The sequence below is a fragment of the Angustibacter aerolatus genome (genome assembly GCF_054776675.1).
The window spans coordinates 1-17,603 of the sequence record NZ_BAAHBM010000070.1 but is presented as its reverse complement, the minus strand read 5'-3'; the positions used below and the strand labels follow the sequence as shown (position 1 = coordinate 17,603).

Genomic DNA, 17,603 nt, shown 5'->3' with positions numbered 1-17,603 from the left:
GCAGCGCGCGACCGGCGGGTCGAGCTGGGCGTCGGCACCGCCGGCCTGCTCGGCGCGCTCGACCTCGACGACGGCACCTGGCTGGCCGCGACGTCCGTCGCCGAGGCGCTGCGCAGCGAGCTGGTCGGCTTCTCGGGGCGCTGGCACGCGGCCGACCCGTTGGCCGCCGCGCCGTCCGTCGACGTCGCCCGGCAGCGGCTCGGCCTGCCGACCGGCGCGCTGGTCGGCGGGCTGGTGCATCCGCCGCTCGCGGTGCGGCAGGGCCGGGTGGTCGACGTGCGGCGCGACGGCGTCGACCCGCTGACCCCGGCCGTGCGGGCCTCGGTGACCGCGGTGCTCGCCGACCTGGCCGACCGCCCCTTCGTCGCACCCGAGGCGCACCGCCTGCGCGAGCTGGGGCTGGGGCCGCGCGAGCTGGCCGTCGCCGAGCACGGCGACGCGCTGGTGCGGGTGGCGGAGGGGCTGGTGCTCGCGCCCGGGGCGGTCGAGGCGGCGGCCGCTGCGCTGCGCGGCGTCGACGGGCCGATCACCCCGGCGGCGGCGCGGGCGGCCTGGGGGACGACCCGGCGGGTCGCGATCCCGCTGCTGGAGCTGCTCGACGAGCGCCGGCTGACCCGGCGCGGGCCGGACGGCAGCCGCACCCTGCTGACCTGACCTGAACGGGCCGGGAACCGACGACGGGGCCGTGCGCGCCGTCATCGTGAAGATGTCGAACAGCCCGCACGGCCCCGTCGGTTCGGTCAGCCGACCGTCGCCACGCCCCGAGTTCCAGGCTCTCCCTGGCCATCAGCAGTGCGTCGCCCTCTGAGGATGCGCCCGAAGTGCCTGTGCCGCAACAGGTGGCGGCCCAGCTTCGTGACGCAAGGACCCTGCGGTTGCGGCCCCGCCCGGCGCGGGCCACGTTGGGGCCATGACGCAGACGGGTGACCACGAGGACCAGTACGTCGACGGCAACCTGAGCGTGCGCGGCGACGTGGTCGCCGGCGAGCGGCAGGCCGACCGCGAGGGCATCACGACCGTGCCCGAGACCGACTCGCTGGACGACGAGCTCGACACCACCCCGCGCAGCGACGGCCAGGGCGACGACCCGGGCCTGGACCAGTGGCGCCCGGTGGAGGGACCCGTCTCGGACGAGTGACCTCCACCGGGCGCCGGTGGGCTAGCGGGTGGTGCTGGTGTCGTCCTGGGGCAGCTCGACGACGTCGTGCTCGCCCTCGTAGGGCCTGCCGGTGAGCCTCGTGCGAGCGAGCTGCAGCAGGGTGGTGACCGTGCTGCCGGGGGAGTCCCAGTACTCCGCGGACTCGGCCGCGACCTTCAGCAGCGCGACGTCCGCGCCCTCGGGCCCGTCCTCGAACCACGCCGAGAGCATCGGGTTCCAGTAGTCCTTCGCCCGAGCGGTGTCGCGAAGCACCTCGCCGGTGCCGGCGATCGACACCCACGACGAGCGCGACGACAGCGCCACGTTCACCCGGGAGCCGGCCCGCACCGAGGTGGCGAGCCGGCTGTCCGGGTGCAGCAGGAACCACAGGTCGCCGTCGAACTCGGTCTCCTGCAGGGTCATCGGCCGGCTGACCAGGGTGCCGTCGGCGTCCACCGTCGTCACCATGCCGATCCGGATGTCCCTCGCGAGCTCGGCGACCTTGCGGACGTCGTCGGCCCTGCTGTCGTCGGACATCAGTGCTTGAACGCGTCCTTGACCTTCTCGACGCCCTGCTTGAGGTCGGCCTTGCTCTGGTCGGCCTTGCCCTGGTTCTCGCGGGCCTCGTCGCCGGTCGCCTTGCCCTCGAGCTCCTTGGCCTTGCCGCCGAGCTTCTCGAGCTGGTTGTCGGCCTTGTCGTCGGTCGCCATGACGATCTCCTCTGGTTGTCGGGACCCCCACCCTGCGCCGGTCCCGGCCGTCGCGCGACTCGAACCGGCTGGCCGAGCGGGCACGCTCCTGCTGCGGTACAAGCGGTTCGTGCACGTGCCGCCGACGCCGACCGACCTCGAGAGGCACGACCGGCCGACCAGGTCGCGCGGCTCGTCGACGCCGTCGGTCCGGACGCCTTCGCCGGCCTCTGCTGCGACCCGCTCGCGACCGTCGTGGTCGCCCCAGACGACGACACCGACCTGCTGCGCCGGCTCGGCGGCCCCCGCGCCCGGTCGCCGTGGGTGCGGCCCGAGCAGGCGCGCGGCAACGCGTACCGGGCCAGGGTCTGCGCGCGCTCGCGGCGGTGGGTGAGCACGAGGTGCTCGACCGCGTCGACGCGCTGGCCGACGACCCCGACCCGCGCGTCGCGGTGGCCGCGGAGCGGACCGCACCGGCTGCGCCGCCGGCTCGACCGCCCGTGACAGGGTGACCGGATGACGGCGGCGCACGAGGTGGTGCTGGGCATCGACCTGGGCACCGCCAGCAGCAAGGGCGTGCTGACGACGCCGGACGGCGCGGTGGTCGCCACCGCGGTGCGCGAGCACGGCATGTCGATGCCGAGCCCCGGCTGGTACGAGGTCGATGCCGAGCAGGTCTGGTGGGGTGACGTCGTCGCGCTCTGCCGCGAGCTGCTGCCGCAGGCCGGGGGCGCCCGGGTCGCCGGTGCGTGCGTGAGCGGCGTCGGCCCCGCCCTCGTGCTGCTGGACGCCGGGCTGCGGCCGGTGCGGCCGGCGATCCTGTACGGCATCGACACCCGAGCCGGCGCCGAGGTGGACGAGCTGACCGAGCGGTACGGCGCCGACGCGGTGCTCGAGCGCTGCGGCTCGGTGCTGTCGTCGCAGGCGCTCGGGCCGAAGATCCGCTGGGTGCAGCGGCACGAGCCCGACGTGTTCGCGCGGGCGCGGCACTGGCACGGCGCCAGCTCGTACGTCGTGGCGCTGCTGAGCGGCGGGCACGTGCAGGACCACGAGACCGCGAGCCAGTGCGATCCGATGTACGACGTGCGCGAGCAGCGGTGGTCGCCGTGGGCCGCCGAGGTGGCTGGGCACCTGCCGCTGCCGCCGCTGGTCTGGCCCACCGAGGTGGTGGGCGAGGTGCATGAAAACGCCTCTGCCGCAACGGGTCTGCCGGTCGGCACACCGGTCGTGGCCGGCACGATCGACGCGTGGGCCGAGGCCGCCAGCGTCGGGGTGCGTCGTCCGGGCGACCTCATGCTGATGTACGGCTCGACGACGTTCCTGCTGCAGGTGCTCGACCGGCACGTGGTGCACCCGCGGCTGTGGGCGACGTCCGGCGTCGACGAGGGGGTGCGCACGCTGGCCGGCGGCATGGCGACGTCGGGCAGCCTCACCCAGTGGGTGCAGCAGCTGGCGGGCGGGGTGCCGTTCGAGCAGCTCGTGCGCGAGGCCGGTGCGACGCCGCCGGGCGCCGACGGCCTGCTGCTGCTGCCGTACTTCGCCGGCGAACGCACCCCTGTGCTCGACCCCCTGGCGCGCGGAGTGCTGGCCGGGATGACGTTGCGGCACACCAGGGGTCACGTGTTCCGGGCCGTCTACGAGGGCATCGCGCACGGCACCCGGCACGCCCTCGAGCTGCTCGACGAGGCGGCCGGCCCGGCGTCCCGCGTCGTGGCGGTGGGCGGCGGCACGCAGGGCGGCTTCTGGACGCAGGTGGTGAGCGACGTGACCGGCCGCGAGCAGCTGGTGCCCGAGCAGACGATCGGTGCCTGCTACGGCGACGCGCTCATGGCGGCGACCGGCGTCGGGCTGGTGCCGCCCGGCACCGACTGGACCCGCGTCGTCCGCACCGTCGTGCCCGAGCCCGCGCACCGCGAGCTGTACGACGCGATGCACGCCACGTACCAAGAGCTGTACCCCGCCACGCTGCAGCAGGTGCACGCCCTCGCGCGGTTGCAGTCTGCTACGTGAGCGCGGTGACCGCCCTGGACGCCGGCGCGCGGCCGATGCGCTCGCCGAGCCAGGCGCTGGTCGCCACCAGGGCCGGCAGGTCGACGCCGGTGTCGATGCCCAGGCCGTGCAGCTGCCAGACGAGGTCCTCGGTGGCCAGGTTGCCGGTGGCGCTCATCGCGAACGGGCAGCCGCCCAGCCCGCCGGCGGACGCGTCGACGGTCGTGACGCCCTGCTGCAGGGCGACGAGCGTGTTCGACAGCGCCTGGCCGTAGGTGTCGTGGAAGTGCACGGCGAGCCGGTCGCGGCCGAGGCCGGCGGCGTCGAGCGCGTCGAGCAGCGCCACGACCTGGCCCGGCGTCGCCACGCCGATGGTGTCGCCGAGCGACAGCTGCGTGCAGCCCTGCTCGGCCAGCGCGACGACCGTGTCGACCACCGCGGCCACGTCGACGTCGCCCTCCCACGGGTCGCCGAAGCACATCGACACGTAGCCGCGCACGTCGAGTCCGCGCTCGCGCGCCGGCCCCACGACGTCCGCCGCCATCGCCAGCGCGTCGGCCCGCGAGCGGCCCAGGTTGCGCTGCGCGAACGTCTCGGTGGCGCTGACGAACACGGCCACCTCGCGCGCGCCGCGGGCCAGCGCCCGCTCGAGCCCGCGCGCGTTCGGCACCAGCACCGGCGCCCGCACGCCGGCGAGCAGGTCGCCGTCGAACGGCCCGAGCAGGTCGAGCAGCTGCTCGGCGTCGGCCAGCTGCGGCACCCAGCGCGGGTGCACGAAGCTCGTGAGCTCGACGGTGCGCAGCCCCGCGCCGACCAGCCGCCGCACCAGCTCGGCCTTGACCTCGACCGGGACGACCGCCGACTCGTTCTGCAGCCCGTCCCGGGGGCCGACCTCGTAGACCTCCACGCGCTCCGGCAGGCCCTGCAGCGGCGTCCTCGTCGGTGACCTCACGCCGCCGACCCTACGACGCGGCTACGAGGGGTGGCCGTCGACGGTCGCCTCGACGTCGTCGCCGGACGGTGCACCACCGACCGGCCCGGCCGCGGGCCGCTTGGGCTGCACGGTGTCGCCGGACGACGAGCGCCGCAGCCGCCGGCCGACCCACGGCCCGACGTACTCGCGCACCCACTGGGCGTCCTCGCGGACGGCGTCGCGGCGGGCCCGGGCCGGCTCGGCGGGCAGCGGCGTCGACCAGTCGTGCTCGCCGCCGAGCCCCAGCACCTCGCCGGCCTGCCACGCGACGCGCTGGTGGCCCTCCGACGTCAGGTGGATGCGGTCGGGCGCCCACATGCGGCGGTCCTGCAGCGACCGCATGCCCCACAGGTCGAGCACGTAGGCGCCGTGCCGCCGGGCGATCGACCAGAGGTGGCTGTTGTAGGTGGCGACCTTGCCGCGGGTCAGGCTGATGAGCGGCGACTGCACCGGGTCGACGCCGGTCGCCATCAGCACGTCGGCCCCGCCGGCCCGCAGCTGCTCGACCGCCGTCTCGATGCGGACGGCGAGCGCGTCGGGGTCGCTGCCCGGCCGCAGCACGTCGTTGCCGCCGGCCACCAGGCTGACCAGGTCGGCGCCCAGCGACAGCGCGGTCGGCACCTGCTCGTCGACCACCTGCCCCAGCAGCCGGCCGCGGACGGCGAGGTTGGCGTACCGCAGCTCGGTGCCGTGCGCGGTCGCCTGCGCGTTCGCGAGGTCGACCGCGAGCAGGTCGGCCCAGCCCCGGTAGGCGCCGTCCGGCTGCAGGTCCTCGAGACCCTCGGTGAACGAGTCGCCGCAGGCGACGAAGACGCTCCACCCCGTGTCGTCGTGCATCCGCCCATCCTGGCCCCGTCCGCCGGCGAGCGCGTCACGGGGTGGGGACGCGACGCGGCCCGCCCCCACCGAGGTGGGAGCGGGCCGCGTGCCGTGCCTCGTCAGCCCGCGGGGAAGCTGACGACCGTGCTCGGGCCCTGCACGTCGGGCGTCACCGCGGAGCCGGTGTCGTTCACGACGTGGTCGATGGTGCCCGCCTTGTTCAGCGAGATGGTGAGCAGGTCGTGCAGCCGGACGCCGGCCCGGACGGGCACCTCGAAGCCGCGCGTGGCGTGCAGCGTCGGGTCGACGTTCGTGTAGATGTAGCTGCCCATGCCCCAGGCCTCGTGGGTGCGCACCGAGTCGGCCACCTTGTAGGCGGCGTACCCGTTCACCCAGCTGCCGTCCGGCGCGCGGTGCCGCCACGCGGCCTGGTTCGGCGCGTCGTACGGCAGCTCGTTCTGGAAGAAGATCGTCCGGCCGCGCTCGCCGTTCCAGACCACGTTGTAGCCCTGGTAGTGCTCGACGAACAGACCGGTGGCGACGACGTCGTCACCGTTCACCACGACGCCGGTGCGGGCGGTGTTCTTCGTCCAGCCGACGCCCTCGCCGTGGTCGGCGCGCCAGGCCCAGATGTCGTCGAGCAGCGTGCCGTCGGTGTTGACCTCCAGGCTGACCGTCGCCTTGCCGGCGTGCGGCCCGCCGATGCGGAAGAACACGTCCTGCAGGGCGGTCGGCTGCCCGCTGCGGCCCACCGTGCGGCCGCCCGCGGCCCGGCTGCCCACCTTCAGCAGCACCGGCGAGTTGCGGCTGCCGGCGTCGAAGGTGAGCCCCGCGACGTCGACGCCCGGGACGTCGGCGATCGCCATCGGCACGACGCCGCCGACCGCGGTCAGCGACGGCAGGCCGAGACCGAGCACGACCTGGTCGCGGCGCACGACGTGGATCGTGCGGTCGACGTCGTAGACGCCCGGGGTGAGCAGCAGGTTCTTCCCCTTGCGCAGCTCGCGGTCGATCCGCTTCGCCGAGTCGGCCGGCGTCGCGACGAAGAAGTCGCTCAGCGGGCGCGAGGTGCCCTTGGTCGGGCCGTCCTGCCAGCTGGTGCCGACCGCGTCGCGGCGCGTGGCGGGCACGAAGACGCGCCAGCCGCCCTTCGCGTCGACGTACAGGTACGGCTTCTCCCGGCTCACCGGCGTGCTGGGCAGGGTGGTGTACGTCGGGTCGGGGAAGCTCTGCGCCGGGGCGCCCGAGGTGCCGGAGAACACCTGGTTCCAGACCGCGTTGCTCCAGCCGCCGCCGAGGCTGCTGCCGCGCACGTAGAACTGCTGCTGGCTGCCGTTGATCGTGGCGCCCGACACGGCGGAGTCCGCGATGTACCCGCCGCTCGCGTACTGCGGGCCGGCCGAGCAGTAGTCCATCAGCGACAGCTGGCCGTTCGTGACGTTCACCCGGCGCATCGGCGCGGCCTGCGAGACCGCCCAGAACTCGGTGCCCGACTGGCAGCCGGCCTGGCCCGTCACGTTGATGGTGAGGTTCGAGATCGAGCGCCAGAAGTTGTTCAGCGCGATGCAGCTCTGCGCGTTCGGGTCGGTGTCGGTGGGGGCCGGCTCGCACTGGTTCGCGACGTCGACCGCGCCGTTGATCGTGACGTCGGTCGGGCTCTGCCCGAGGCCGGCGACCTCCGTGTAGTAGCCGACCTGGAAGGTCAGCGGGTGCTCGGCGCTGCCGTACGTGCCGGGCTTGAAGAGCAGCGCGACCCGCTCGTCGCCGAACTGGTTCGCGATCTGCTGCGCGGCGACGGCGTCGACCTCCGCCTGGATCTCCTCGACCGGCTGGCTCGGGTCGAAGACGTGCACGGCGGGGCCGAGGTCGGGGTCGCCGGCGGCGTGGTGACCGTGCGGCGCGGCGGGCGTCGCGCGGACGGCGGTGCTGACGGTGGGGGCGGTGGCGCCGGCCGGGCCGGCGGAGAGGGCGAGGGCCGACGCGGCGAACGCGACGGCGGACGCCGCGGCGAGCGACCCGCGGCTCAGGGCACGCGGGGGGCGGCGGTGGGGCAGCTGCACGTGGGGGAGACCTTTCTGCCGGCCGGGCCTCGTTGCCCGGCACAACGTATTTCGGGGGTCCTGACCCGCTCCCGTCAAGTGCTGCGTGAGAGCGCTCTCACGGCGACGCTGCGTCGAGCACGGCCGATCGGCCGTGGCAGGGTGGTGGCCGTGGCGGAGAGCAGCGGCGGGCAGCGCGAGCCGGGCGCCTCGCGCGAGGCCCGTCGGGCGCGCAAGGCCGGCCGCGAGCCCGCGACCGGCCCGCGGCCCGTCGTCCCCGGGCCCGACCGCGACGCCCGGCACGGCCGACGCCGGCCGGTGCGCCAGGCCCGCCGGGCGCAGCAGCAGGCCTGGCAGCTGCTGCGGCAGACCGAGGAGCCGACCGGCCCGATGCCCATCGTCGACCGGCTGCGCGGCACGCCCTTCCGCGAGCCCAGCCGGATGGACGCCCCGGAGGACCGCCAGGGCCGCGAGGCCGTCGACCTCGCGCTGCGGCTCGGCGACCTGCTGTTCCGCAGCGGCGCGGGCACCCGCGAGGTCGAGGCCAGCCTCATCGCCACGACCACCGCGCTGGGGCTCACGCACGTCGACGTCGACATCACCGTGCAGTCGATCCTGGTGCAGCACGCGCCTCCTGGTCGCCAGCCGGTCACCATGCTGCGGGTCTCGCGCGGCGAGAGCCGCGACTTCGCCCGGCTCGAGGGCGCCCACCAGCTCGTCGACGACCTCGTCGCGGGCCGGCTGGCGCGCGGCGACGCCTCCGCCCGGCTGCGTGAGCTCGAGACCGCGCCCAAGCCCTGGCCCCGGTGGGCGGTCAGCGCCGCCTGGGGCCTGCTCGCGGCGTCCGTCTGCGTGCTCGTGGGTGGCGGGCCGACCGCCGTCGCGGTGGCGTTCGCGTCCTCGGTCGCCGTCGACCGGCTCGGGCGGGTGCTGTCGCGGCGCGGTGTCCCGGGTTTCTTCCTGACGTTCGTCGGCGCCGCCGTCGCCTCGGTGGTGGCCGTGCTCGCCGTCCGGGTCGGCCTGCTGCACCGCGGCGACGCCGCCCCGGTCGTGGCCGGCGCGATCGTCGCGCTGCTGCCCGGGCGGGCCATCGTGTCGGCGGTCGAGGACGCCATCGCCGGCTTCGTCGTCACCGCCTCCGGTCGCGTGCTGACCGTGCTGTTCAACGCGGCGGCCATCGTCGGCGGGGTGGGGCTCGGGCTCGGCGTCGCCCGCCGGCTCGACCTGACGCTCTCGGTCGACGCCGCCGGCACCAGCGCGCTCGACGTCGTGACCCGGGCCCTCGCCGCCGGCGTCGCCGCCCTCGCCACCAGCGTCGCGAACCGCGGCCGCGTCTCGCACCTGCTGCCGGTCGCGGTCACCGGCGTCGGCAGCTTCCTGGTGGTCGACGTGCTGCGCTCGCTCGGTCTGGCCGGCACCACCGTGGCCACCGCCTGCGCGGCTGCGGTCGCGGGCGCGCTGGCCCGGGTGATCGGCCAGCGGCTGCGCGCGCCCTCGCTCGTCGTCGCCGTCCCCGCCCTGTCGGCCCTGCTGCCCGGCCGCACCATCTTCCGCGGCATGAGCGAGGTCGCCGCCGGCTCGACCGCCGGCGTCCAGACCCTGCTCGCCGCCCTGACCACGGCGCTCGCGATCGGCGGCGGCGTCGTCCTCGGCGACCTGGTGGCCGCCCCGGTCGACCGGGGCGTCATGGCCCGCCGCGCCGCAGCCCGCGCCCGCAACGCCGCCCGCTGACCCGCTTCCCCGCGTGCCCCCCCCGCCCGCTGGTGCGCGCGCCACGTGAAGTCGGCTCGCGCACCGTCCGATGGGCGTGCACACCCATCGGACGGCGCGGCAGCCGCAGGAGGCCTCGGCCTAGGACAGGCACCAGTCGATCGGCGGCGCGCCCTGCTCGGCCAGCAGCGCGTTCACCTTCGAGAACGGGCGGGAGCCGAAGAAGCCCGAGCGCGCCGACAGCGGGCTCGGGTGCGCGCTCTCGACCCGCGGGACGTCGCCGAGCAGCGGGCCGAGCGAGCGCGCGTCGCGACCCCACAGGACGGCGACGAGCGGGCCGCCGCGGGCGACGAGGGCCCGGATCGCCTGCTCGGTGACCGCCTCCCAGCCGCGGCCGCGGTGGCTGCCGGACGCGCCGGGCTCGACGGTGAGCACCCGGTTCAGCAGCAGCACCCCCTGGTCGCTCCACGCCGACAGGTCGCCGTCGGCGGACGCCGGGCAGCCGACGTCGTCGGCCAGCTCGCGGTACACGTTCACCAGGCTGCGCGGCAGCGGCCGGACGCCGGGCGCCACCGAGAACGACAGCCCGACCGGGTGACCGGGCGTCGGGTACGGGTCCTGCCCGACGAGCAGCACGCGGACGTCGGCGAACGGGCGGTGGAACGCGCGCAGCACGTGCTCGGGGGCGGGCAGGTAGCCGGGGCCGGCCTCGTCGCGGGCCAGCTGCTCGAGCAGCCCGGCGACGACGTCCGCGACGGGCGCCAGGGCGCGGGCCCACCCGGGGTCGACGAGCTCGGTGAGCGGCGCGATCGGCACGGCGGCGACCCTACGCGGCGCGTGCGCGCCGTCGGCGCAGCACGGTCAGCAGCCGCTCGGTCGGCCCGCTGAGCAGCAGCAGGAGCAGCGGCCGGTACGACGCGGCCGGCACCAGCAGCACCAGCACCAGGCCGACGGCGACCCACGCGGTGGAGATCACCGTGCCGTCGCGCAGCGCCGTCAGCGGGACGTCGGGCTCGGCCGTGGGGTCGGGCACCACGCGCTGCAGGTCGGGGGTGCGCACGAGGTGGACGGCCGTCCACGACTCGGCGACCAGCGCCAGCAGGATGCTGCCGATGTAGAAGGCGGCCAGGCCGCTGCGGTCCGCGTCCAGCGTCGGGATGAGCGCCGTCGGGAACGGCAGCACGACGATCACGAACACCCAGACCAGGTTCGCCGCGAGGAAGCTGCGGTCGTAGCGGCCGACCCACTCGAAGAGCCGGTGGTGCGCCAGCCACATCCGCGAGATGACGGCGAAGCTGAGCAGGAACGAGCCGAGCTCGGGCAGGTGGTCGCTCAGCACGTCGAGCAGGCTGTCGGCCTCGCGAGCCTCGGCGGCGACGTCGACGAGCGGCAGCACGAGCAGCGTCAGCGCGATGGCGACGACGGCGTCGAGGAACGTCACGAAGCGGTCGAGCCCGCGGTCGGTGCGCACACCGCAGACCCTAGGCAGGTGGGCCGACCGGGTGACGTCCACCGATCCGTGCGCACGCTGTGCTCCCGGGTGTGACTCCCTGTGGCTCGACTCCCGGGGTCGGGAGCACGTACCCTCGGCTGGTCGCGCACGCGACGACCGACGTCCCGCCAGCGCCGAGTGCCACCCGGGCGAGCCGTCGGCACCACGAGCAGTCCGACGGGTGGCAGCGGGGGACCCACAGGTTCCTCGGCCGCTCAGGCGGCCTCGGGGTGGAGCCACTCACGTGGCCGGGAACTCACGTCCCGAACCCGACAGCTGACCTCGCAGGCGCGACGTGAGAGGCACCCGGCATGTCCATGCCCTACAACGGCCGCCACCGTGCGCCGTCCACCCCGAACCGTCCCGCCCGCGTCGCCCTCGGCCTCGCCGCCACCGGCGCCGTCGTCGCCGCCCCGATCGCGGTCGCGAACCCCGCCCAGGCCGCCACCGGCCGCACCTGGGACCGCCTCGCGAACTGCGAGAGCGGCGGCAACTGGGGCATCAACACCGGCAACGGCTACTACGGCGGCGTGCAGTTCTCGTCCGGCACCTGGAAGGCGTTCGGCGGCCGCAAGTACGCCGGCAACGCCCACAAGGCCAGCCGCCTCGAGCAGATCCGCATCGCCGAGAAGGTGCTCGACGAGCAGGGCTGGGGCGCCTGGCCCGCCTGCTCGCGCAAGCTCGGCCTCGACGGGTCCGACAAGCGCGGCGACGCCGAGCCGAGCCGCAGCCACGCCCGCAAGGCCCTGAAGAAGAAGAAGGCCAAGCACTCGACGACGAAGAAGTCGTCGTCGCACACGGCCCGCAAGAAGGCCAAGAAGGCGGCGACCCACAAGGCGGCGCGCTACACCGTGCGGTCGGGCGACACGCTGAGCCGCATCGCCGCTCGCAAGCACGTGCGCGGTGGCTGGAAGGCCGTCTACAAGGCCAACCGCTCGCACCTGTCGAGCCCCAACCGCATCTACGTCGGCCAGAAGCTCGTGCTGCCCCGCTGACCGACCGCACCACCTGCACCACCTGCACCACCGTGAGCCCGGAGCCGGGCCGGCGACGACGCCGGCCCGGCTCCGTCGTCTCCGGGCGCGGCCGGCTCCCGGGCGGGCGGCGACGCGCGGGAGAATGACACCCGTGTGGTTCGCGGTCTACCCTGGCCGACGGAGCACCCTGCTAGGAGGACCCATGGACGCCGCGCACAGCCCGTCGCCCGCCGAGACCGTCGGCGGCGGCGACAGCGACCTGTCGGAGCGCGACCGCGAGATCCTCGCCTTCGAGCGCCAGTGGTGGAAGTACGCCGGCGCCAAGGAGCAGGCCGTGCGCGAGCTGTTCGACATGTCGGCCACCCGGTACTACCAGGTGCTGAACGCGCTCATCGACCGCCCGGACGCGCTCGCCTTCGACCCGATGCTGGTGAAGCGGCTGCGCCGCATGCGCGCCTCCCGTCAGCGGGCCCGCTCGGCCCGCCGGCTCGGCCTGCAGCCCTAGGGCGTGTCCGACCCGAGCCGCGCCCGAACCGGCGCGCACCGCCCCCGCCGCAGCCCCCTCGCGGTGCTCGTGCCGCTCGCCCTCGCCGTCGCCGCGGTGGTGGCCCTGCTCGTCGCCGTGGGCGGCCTGCTGGGCGGTGGCGACGTCGGTGACGACACCCCGACCGCGAGCGCGACCACGAAGCCCGTGACCACGACCCGCACCACCACCCCGGCCACGACGCCGGTCACGAGCGCACCCGTCACCAGCGCGCCCGCCCCGAGCACCCCGGCGTCCAGCACGCCGGCCAGCAGCTCGAGCAGCTCGACCAGCTCGGCGGCGGTCGACCGGTCGGCCAGGGTGTCGGTACTGAACTCGACGCGCACGGCCGGGCTGGCCGCGAAGGCCGCCGCCACCCTGCGCACGGCCGGCTGGGCGGTCTCCGCCACCGGCAACTACCGGCAGGCCACGCCGCCCACGACCGTCTACTACCCGGGCGACCTCGAGGCCACCGCCCGCGCGGTGGCCGCCGACCTCGGCCGGTCGGTGCGGGTGCAGCCGTCGTCGCAGTTCGGCACCGCCGGTCTCACCGTCGTGCTGGGCGCCGACTTCAGCGGCTGACCCGTCGCGGCGGCCCCGGGCGCCGCAGCCGGCGGGGTGGTGGTGGCAGCTCGCCCGCGCGCAGGTAGCCGCCGTCGTGCAGCCCGGCGCCCACCTCGAAGCGGTTGGCGCACGCCGCGTCGCCGACCCGCAGCCACGACCACGCGGACGCGAGCCCGTACGCGAGCGGGAAGCCGAGCAGCCCGGCCCAGCGCGCCCACTGCTCGGCGTGCCGCGCCTCGTGGTGCAGCAGCGCCGGCCGGCGGGCCAGCGACGCGTCGTCGAGCAGCAGCAGCACGACGTCGCCGATCGTGACGGCGGGCGCGCGCGGCGCGGGGAACCGGGCCGTGTACGGCGCCGCCACCAGGACGCCGCGCGGGCCCCGGGTCAGCACGGCACCGGCCCGCCGCGCGAGCAGCCGGCCGAGGGGTGTGGCGAGCGTCAGGGCGTTCACCAGCCGGCGCCGTCGCTCGTCCACCGGTCGACCGTAGCCATTTGCACTCGGTGGGGTCGAGTGCTAATCATTGGACCTGGCACTCGCGACACGAGAGTGCCACCCGAACCTCGGTCGTCAGGTGAGGGCCCCGCCGGGAGCGTGACCAGAGCGCACCCGAGGGGTTCGTCCGTCGCGGGCACCTGCCGGTCAGCACCACCCGATCACGGGAGGAACCCCAAGCATGGCCAAGATCATCGCCTTCGACGAGGAGGCCCGGCGCGGTCTCGAGCGCGGCATGAACGTGCTCGCGGACGCCGTGCGCGTCACGCTCGGCCCCAAGGGCCGCAACGTCGTCCTGGAGAAGAAGTGGGGCGCCCCCACGATCACCAACGACGGCGTGAGCATCGCCAAGGAGATCGAGCTCGACGACCCGTACGAGAAGATCGGTGCGGAGCTCGTCAAGGAGGTCGCCAAGAAGACCGACGACGTCGCCGGCGACGGCACCACCACGGCGACCGTGCTCGCCCAGGCGCTCGTGCGCGAGGGCCTGCGCAACGTGGCAGCCGGTGCGAACCCGATGGCGCTGAAGCGCGGCATCGAGAAGGCCGTCGAGGCCGTCAGCAACGAGCTGCTCTCGATGGCCAAGGAGATCGAGACGAAGGAGGAGATCGCCTCCACCGCGTCCATCTCCGCCGCCGACCCGCAGATCGGCGAGCTCATCGCCGAGGCGATGGACAAGGTCGGCAAGGAGGGCGTGATCACGGTCGAGGAGAGCAACACCTTCGGGCTCGAGCTCGAGCTCACCGAGGGCATGCGCTTCGACAAGGGCTACATCTCGGCCTACTTCGTGACCGACCCCGAGCGCATGGAGACCGAGCTCGAGGACCCGTACATCCTCGTGGTCAACTCCAAGATCTCGACCGTCAAGGACCTGCTGCCGCTGCTCGAGAAGGTCATGCAGTCCGGCAAGCCCCTGGTGATCATCGCCGAGGACGTCGAGGGCGAGGCCCTGTCGACCCTGGTCGTGAACAAGATCCGCGGCACCTTCAAGTCGGTCGCCGTCAAGGCCCCCGGCTTCGGCGACCGCCGCAAGGCCATGCTCGGCGACATCGCGATCCTCGCCGGCGGCCAGGTCATCAGCGAGGAGGTCGGCCTCTCGCTCGAGACCGCCGGTCTCGACCTGCTCGGCCGCGCCCGCAAGGTCGTCATCACCAAGGACGAGACCACGATCGTCGACGGCGCCGGTGACACCGAGGCCATCGCCGGCCGGGTGAAGCAGATCCGCAACGAGATCGAGAACAGCGACTCGGACTACGACCGCGAGAAGCTCCAGGAGCGCCTCGCCAAGCTGGCCGGCGGCGTCGCCGTCATCAAGGCCGGCGCGGCGACCGAGGTCGAGCTCAAGGAGCGCAAGCACCGCATCGAGGACGCCGTGCGCAACGCCAAGGCGGCCGTCGAGGAGGGCATCGTCGCCGGTGGCGGCGTGGCCCTGCTGCAGGCCACCACGAAGGCGTTCGCCGACCTGCAGGTCGAGGGCGACGAGGCGACCGGCGCGAACATCGTCAAGGTCGCGGCGTCCGCTCCGCTGAAGCAGATCGCGATCAACGCCGGCCTCGAGGGCGGCGTCGTGGCGGAGAAGGTCAGCACGCTGCCTGCGGGTCACGGCCTCAACGCCGCGACCGGCGAGTACGTCGACCTGCTGGCCGCCGGCATCATCGACCCGGCCAAGGTCACCCGCTCGGCGCTGCAGAACGCCGCCTCCATCGCGGCGCTCTTCCTCACCACCGAGGCCGTCATCGCCGACAAGCCGGAGAAGGCCGCCCCGGCCGCTCCGGGTGGCGACGGCGGCATGGGCGGCATGGACTTCTGATCCACGCCTGACCCGCACGCTCGCCGACGGGCGGCGTCCCACCTCGGTGGGGCGCCGCCCGTCGTCGTCCCCGCCGCCGTCAGCGGAACATCGACGCGTTGCGCTGCTCGGCGGCGGCGTACTGCTCGCCCGCGCTGCCCAGGGCGCGCGAGATGAGGTCGAGCGACTCGCGCACGCGCAGCTGCGTCGCGCGCCAGTCGGCGGCCACCGCCTGGAACCGGGTGGCGGCCTCACCGCGCCAGGCGTCCTCCAGCGAGGTGAGCCGGGCCATCAGGGCCGCCACCTGCCCCTCGACGTCGGCGCTGATCCGGTGCACGTCGGCCGCGGCGGTGGCGATGCGGGCGGTGTCGACCTGGTACGTGGTGCTCATGCGGGCTCCTTCGGTTGTCGGGTGTTAGGTGGTGCACCCCGGACGCTAGGGCCTGTCGGCGTGCGGCCCGATCCGTCGTCCACAGGCCCGCTGCGCCGGGCGCCGAGCCGGCGTCGGGCCGAGCACGTCGTCCACAGGTCCGGCGGCACCGCCGTCTACAGTGCGCCGGTGAGCGTGCTCGTCGACCGTCCCGCCTGGCCGGCCCACGGCCGGCTGTGGGCGCACGTGGTGAGCGACGCCTCCCTGGCCGAGCTGCACGCCTTCGCCCGGCGGGCCGGGCTGCCGCCGCGCTCCTTCGAGGGCGACCACTACGACGTGCCGGCCGAGCGCTGGCACGAGGTGGTGCGGGCCGGTGCCCGCCCGGTCGAGGGCCGTGAGCTGGTGCGGGCGCTGCAGGCCTCCGGCCTCCGGCTGCCGAAGCGGCGCGGCGAGCGGGTGCTGGCGAGCTGGCCGCTCGACGACCCGGCGCGCGCGGCGCTGGTGGCCGCCGGGCTGCCTGTGCCCCCGCACGTGCGGGACGGCGACGGCGCGGTCGACTGCGTCGCCTCGCCGCTCGGTCCGCCGACCCGCCAGGGCACCGCGCTGGTCGTCGCGGACGGGGTGCGCGTGCACGTGGTGGCCGGCGGCCTGCCGGACGGCGCGGGCGGCGCGGACGGCGCGGTCGGCGCCGGCGGCACGGCCGTCGGGTACCTGCGGCTGCGGCTGCCCGACGAGCGCCTGCACCTGGCGGCCGTCCGCGGCCCGGACCACGCCGCCGCCCCCACCTTCCCGGGCGGGCCACCGGTCGAGCTCGTCGACGTGACCGCGGCCGACGGGCTGCCGCCCCTGCGGCTGTGGGTGCCCCTGCTGCGGCTCGTGCTGGGCCTGCCGGCGGAGTAGCCGCCCGTCAGCCTCGCAGGGTGCGCAGCTCCTGCTCCACGTTGTGCCGCGCGAGCACCTCCCAGCGCTCGTGCGCCTCGTCGGTGCGGTACAGCCGGTCGTGCGCCAGCAGCGCCTCGAGCACGGCGGCGCGGCCGGCCGCGAAGGCGTCGTCCGACACGTGCGCGTACTCGGTGCGGACGCCGGCGACGTACGCGGCGTAGCGGTCCGGGCCGGCGGCCAGCACCGCGAGGTCGGCGTCGCTCAGCACCCTGCCGTCGGCGGTGGTGGGGTCGTGGTCGGCCGTCATCAGCACGAGGTCGTGCACCGCCGCGACCCGCTCGGGCGGTGCGCCCCAGCCGGTGAGGGTCGTCCGGGCCAGCTCCGCGCTCGCGCGCTCGTTCGCCCCCGCGGTGGCGGTGGGGTCGTACACGGCGTCGTGCCACCAGGCGGCGGCCACCACCACGGGCAGGTCGTCGGCGTGCTCGGCGAGCAGCGCCACCGCGGTGAGCACCTCGCCGAGGTGCCGGGCGTCGTGGTACCCGCGGTGCGGCTCGCCGTAGCGGCCGAGCAGCCCCACGGCCGCGGCCTCGAGGTCGGCCCGCGGGACGTCGGGCACGAGGCGGCGCAGGTGGCGCACCCAGCCGCCGAGCAGGCGGGTGTCGTCCGGCACCGGTGCGGTGGGGGGCTGCGTCACGCGGCCATCGTGCCGCACCCCGCCCCGTCGAGATGCCACCTCCGGGGCACGGGACGCCGCTGCGGTGCCCCGGAAGCGGCATCTCGGCACGGGTGGGCGGGTGCTGGGCCAGGGGGGTGGCGGGGGCCCGGCTCGTCGGCGTTCGCAAGCAGCGGGCACGGGGGTGGGCCATATGCTGAGCCGACCCTGTCGCCGTCCAGAGGCACCATGTCACGACTGCGCTCCACCCGACCGACCGTCACCGCGCTCGCGCTCGACCCCGACAGCGGCCGCGGCGCGGTGCTGCCGCGTCTCGTGGTGGGCCTGCTGGTGCTCGCGGCCACGGGCGCCTCGGCGGGTCTGGCGCTCGACGCCGACCGCCGGCTGCCCGTCGTGGTGCTCGTCGTCGCCGCCGGCGTGCTCGCCGCCGTGTCGGCCGCCGTGCACGGGCGACCGCGCCTGCTGGGCAGCTACCTCGTGCCG

Annotated in this window: 20 protein-coding genes and 1 riboswitch; of the genes, 10 read left to right on the top strand and 10 right to left on the bottom strand. The window is 75.4% G+C overall.

Features of this window, described 5'->3' with window-relative positions; genetic code table 11:
- The coding region (locus tag ACYVI6_RS14460; RefSeq protein ID WP_460447042.1) for a SelB domain-containing protein at positions 1-654 on the top strand (654 nt) is incomplete at its 5' end.
- Positions 655-910: 256 nt separating this feature from the next.
- Positions 911-1,138 carry a hypothetical protein gene (locus ACYVI6_RS14455; protein ID WP_460447041.1) on the top strand — a complete coding sequence of 76 codons (228 nt, stop codon included), beginning with the start codon at positions 911-913 and terminating at the stop codon, positions 1,136-1,138.
- 21 nt (positions 1,139-1,159) lie between these two features.
- On the opposite strand, the gene ACYVI6_RS14450 is transcribed toward ACYVI6_RS14455, so the two are convergent.
- Both ACYVI6_RS14450 and ACYVI6_RS14445 read right to left on the bottom strand, forming a co-directional pair.
- Positions 1,160-1,675 carry a pyridoxamine 5'-phosphate oxidase family protein gene (locus tag ACYVI6_RS14450; RefSeq protein WP_460447040.1) on the bottom strand — a complete coding sequence of 172 codons (516 nt, stop codon included), beginning with the start codon at positions 1,673-1,675 and terminating at the stop codon, positions 1,160-1,162.
- Entirely contained in the window at positions 1,675-1,848 is a 174-nt protein-coding gene (locus ACYVI6_RS14445) for a CsbD family protein (RefSeq protein ID WP_460447039.1), read from the bottom strand. Before ACYVI6_RS14445 ends, ACYVI6_RS14450 begins: the two co-directional genes overlap by 1 nt.
- A gap of 495 nt (positions 1,849-2,343) precedes the next feature.
- Here ACYVI6_RS14445 and ACYVI6_RS14440 point away from each other — a divergent pair, with 495 nt between their 5' ends.
- Positions 2,344-3,837, top strand: coding sequence for an FGGY-family carbohydrate kinase (locus tag ACYVI6_RS14440; RefSeq protein WP_460447038.1), 1,494 nt, complete (start codon positions 2,344-2,346; stop codon positions 3,835-3,837).
- On the opposite strand, the gene ACYVI6_RS14435 is transcribed toward ACYVI6_RS14440, so the two are convergent.
- From ACYVI6_RS14435 to ACYVI6_RS14425, 3 genes are all read right to left on the bottom strand, one after another.
- Entirely contained in the window at positions 3,830-4,768 is a 939-nt protein-coding gene (locus tag ACYVI6_RS14435) for a hydroxymethylglutaryl-CoA lyase (protein WP_460447037.1), read from the bottom strand. The two genes, ACYVI6_RS14440 and ACYVI6_RS14435, sit on opposite strands and share 8 nt — an antisense overlap.
- A 21-nt stretch (positions 4,769-4,789) precedes the next feature.
- Positions 4,790-5,626, bottom strand: coding sequence for an SGNH/GDSL hydrolase family protein (locus ACYVI6_RS14430; protein ID WP_460447036.1), 837 nt, complete (start codon positions 5,624-5,626; stop codon positions 4,790-4,792).
- Positions 5,627-5,727: 101 nt separating this feature from the next.
- Positions 5,728-7,668, bottom strand: coding sequence for a glycosyl hydrolase family 28-related protein (locus ACYVI6_RS14425; protein ID WP_460447035.1), 1,941 nt, complete (start codon positions 7,666-7,668; stop codon positions 5,728-5,730).
- 150 nt (positions 7,669-7,818) lie between these two features.
- Here ACYVI6_RS14425 and ACYVI6_RS14420 point away from each other — a divergent pair, with 150 nt between their 5' ends.
- Positions 7,819-9,378 (top strand): threonine/serine exporter family protein, encoded by a 1,560-nt coding sequence (locus ACYVI6_RS14420; RefSeq protein WP_460447034.1) that lies wholly within the window; start codon positions 7,819-7,821, stop codon positions 9,376-9,378.
- A gap of 120 nt (positions 9,379-9,498) precedes the next feature.
- On the opposite strand, the gene ACYVI6_RS14415 is transcribed toward ACYVI6_RS14420, so the two are convergent.
- On the bottom strand, positions 9,499-10,173 hold the full coding sequence (locus ACYVI6_RS14415) for a uracil-DNA glycosylase (RefSeq protein ID WP_460447033.1): 675 nt from the start codon (positions 10,171-10,173) through the stop codon (positions 9,499-9,501).
- A gap of 10 nt (positions 10,174-10,183) precedes the next feature.
- On the bottom strand, positions 10,184-10,828 hold the full coding sequence (locus ACYVI6_RS14410) for a TMEM175 family protein (RefSeq protein WP_460447032.1): 645 nt from the start codon (positions 10,826-10,828) through the stop codon (positions 10,184-10,186).
- Between the two features lie 186 nt (positions 10,829-11,014).
- A riboswitch (cyclic di-AMP (ydaO/yuaA leader) is annotated at positions 11,015-11,154 on the top strand.
- A 6-nt stretch (positions 11,155-11,160) separates the two neighbouring features.
- Here ACYVI6_RS14410 and ACYVI6_RS14405 point away from each other — a divergent pair.
- From ACYVI6_RS14405 to ACYVI6_RS14395, 3 genes are all read left to right on the top strand, one after another.
- Positions 11,161-11,844 carry a transglycosylase family protein gene (locus tag ACYVI6_RS14405; protein WP_460447031.1) on the top strand — a complete coding sequence of 228 codons (684 nt, stop codon included), beginning with the start codon at positions 11,161-11,163 and terminating at the stop codon, positions 11,842-11,844.
- A gap of 184 nt (positions 11,845-12,028) precedes the next feature.
- The gene (locus ACYVI6_RS14400) at positions 12,029-12,331 is read left to right on the top strand and encodes a DUF3263 domain-containing protein (protein WP_460447030.1); all 303 of its coding nucleotides are present in this window, start codon (positions 12,029-12,031) and stop codon (positions 12,329-12,331) included.
- A 3-nt stretch (positions 12,332-12,334) separates the two neighbouring features.
- Entirely contained in the window at positions 12,335-12,931 is a 597-nt protein-coding gene (locus ACYVI6_RS14395) for a LytR C-terminal domain-containing protein (protein WP_460447029.1), read from the top strand.
- On the opposite strand, the gene ACYVI6_RS14390 is transcribed toward ACYVI6_RS14395, so the two are convergent.
- Positions 12,921-13,388: a hypothetical protein gene (locus ACYVI6_RS14390; protein ID WP_460447028.1), complete on the bottom strand. Its 468-nt coding sequence runs from the start codon at positions 13,386-13,388 to the stop codon at positions 12,921-12,923. The genes ACYVI6_RS14395 and ACYVI6_RS14390 overlap by 11 nt on opposite strands.
- A 199-nt stretch (positions 13,389-13,587) precedes the next feature.
- On the opposite strand from ACYVI6_RS14390, the gene groL reads away from it, so the two are divergent.
- Positions 13,588-15,216, top strand: a complete 1,629-nt coding sequence (groL, locus tag ACYVI6_RS14385; protein WP_460447027.1) for a chaperonin GroEL — start codon at positions 13,588-13,590, stop codon at positions 15,214-15,216.
- A gap of 79 nt (positions 15,217-15,295) precedes the next feature.
- Here the strand turns inward: groL and ACYVI6_RS14380 are convergent, their stop codons facing one another.
- The gene (locus ACYVI6_RS14380; protein ID WP_460447026.1) at positions 15,296-15,586 is read right to left on the bottom strand and encodes a WXG100 family type VII secretion target; all 291 of its coding nucleotides are present in this window, start codon (positions 15,584-15,586) and stop codon (positions 15,296-15,298) included.
- 168 nt (positions 15,587-15,754) lie between these two features.
- Between ACYVI6_RS14380 and ACYVI6_RS14375 the strand changes: the two genes are divergently transcribed.
- Entirely contained in the window at positions 15,755-16,465 is a 711-nt protein-coding gene (locus ACYVI6_RS14375; RefSeq protein ID WP_460447025.1) for a DUF4031 domain-containing protein, read from the top strand.
- 7 nt (positions 16,466-16,472) lie between these two features.
- Here the strand turns inward: ACYVI6_RS14375 and ACYVI6_RS14370 are convergent, their stop codons facing one another.
- The gene (locus tag ACYVI6_RS14370; RefSeq protein ID WP_460447024.1) at positions 16,473-17,141 is read right to left on the bottom strand and encodes an HD domain-containing protein; all 669 of its coding nucleotides are present in this window, start codon (positions 17,139-17,141) and stop codon (positions 16,473-16,475) included.
- A gap of 207 nt (positions 17,142-17,348) precedes the next feature.
- Here ACYVI6_RS14370 and ACYVI6_RS14365 point away from each other — a divergent pair.
- On the top strand, positions 17,349-17,603 hold a 255-nt coding region (locus ACYVI6_RS14365), incomplete at its 3' end, for a hypothetical protein (protein ID WP_460447023.1).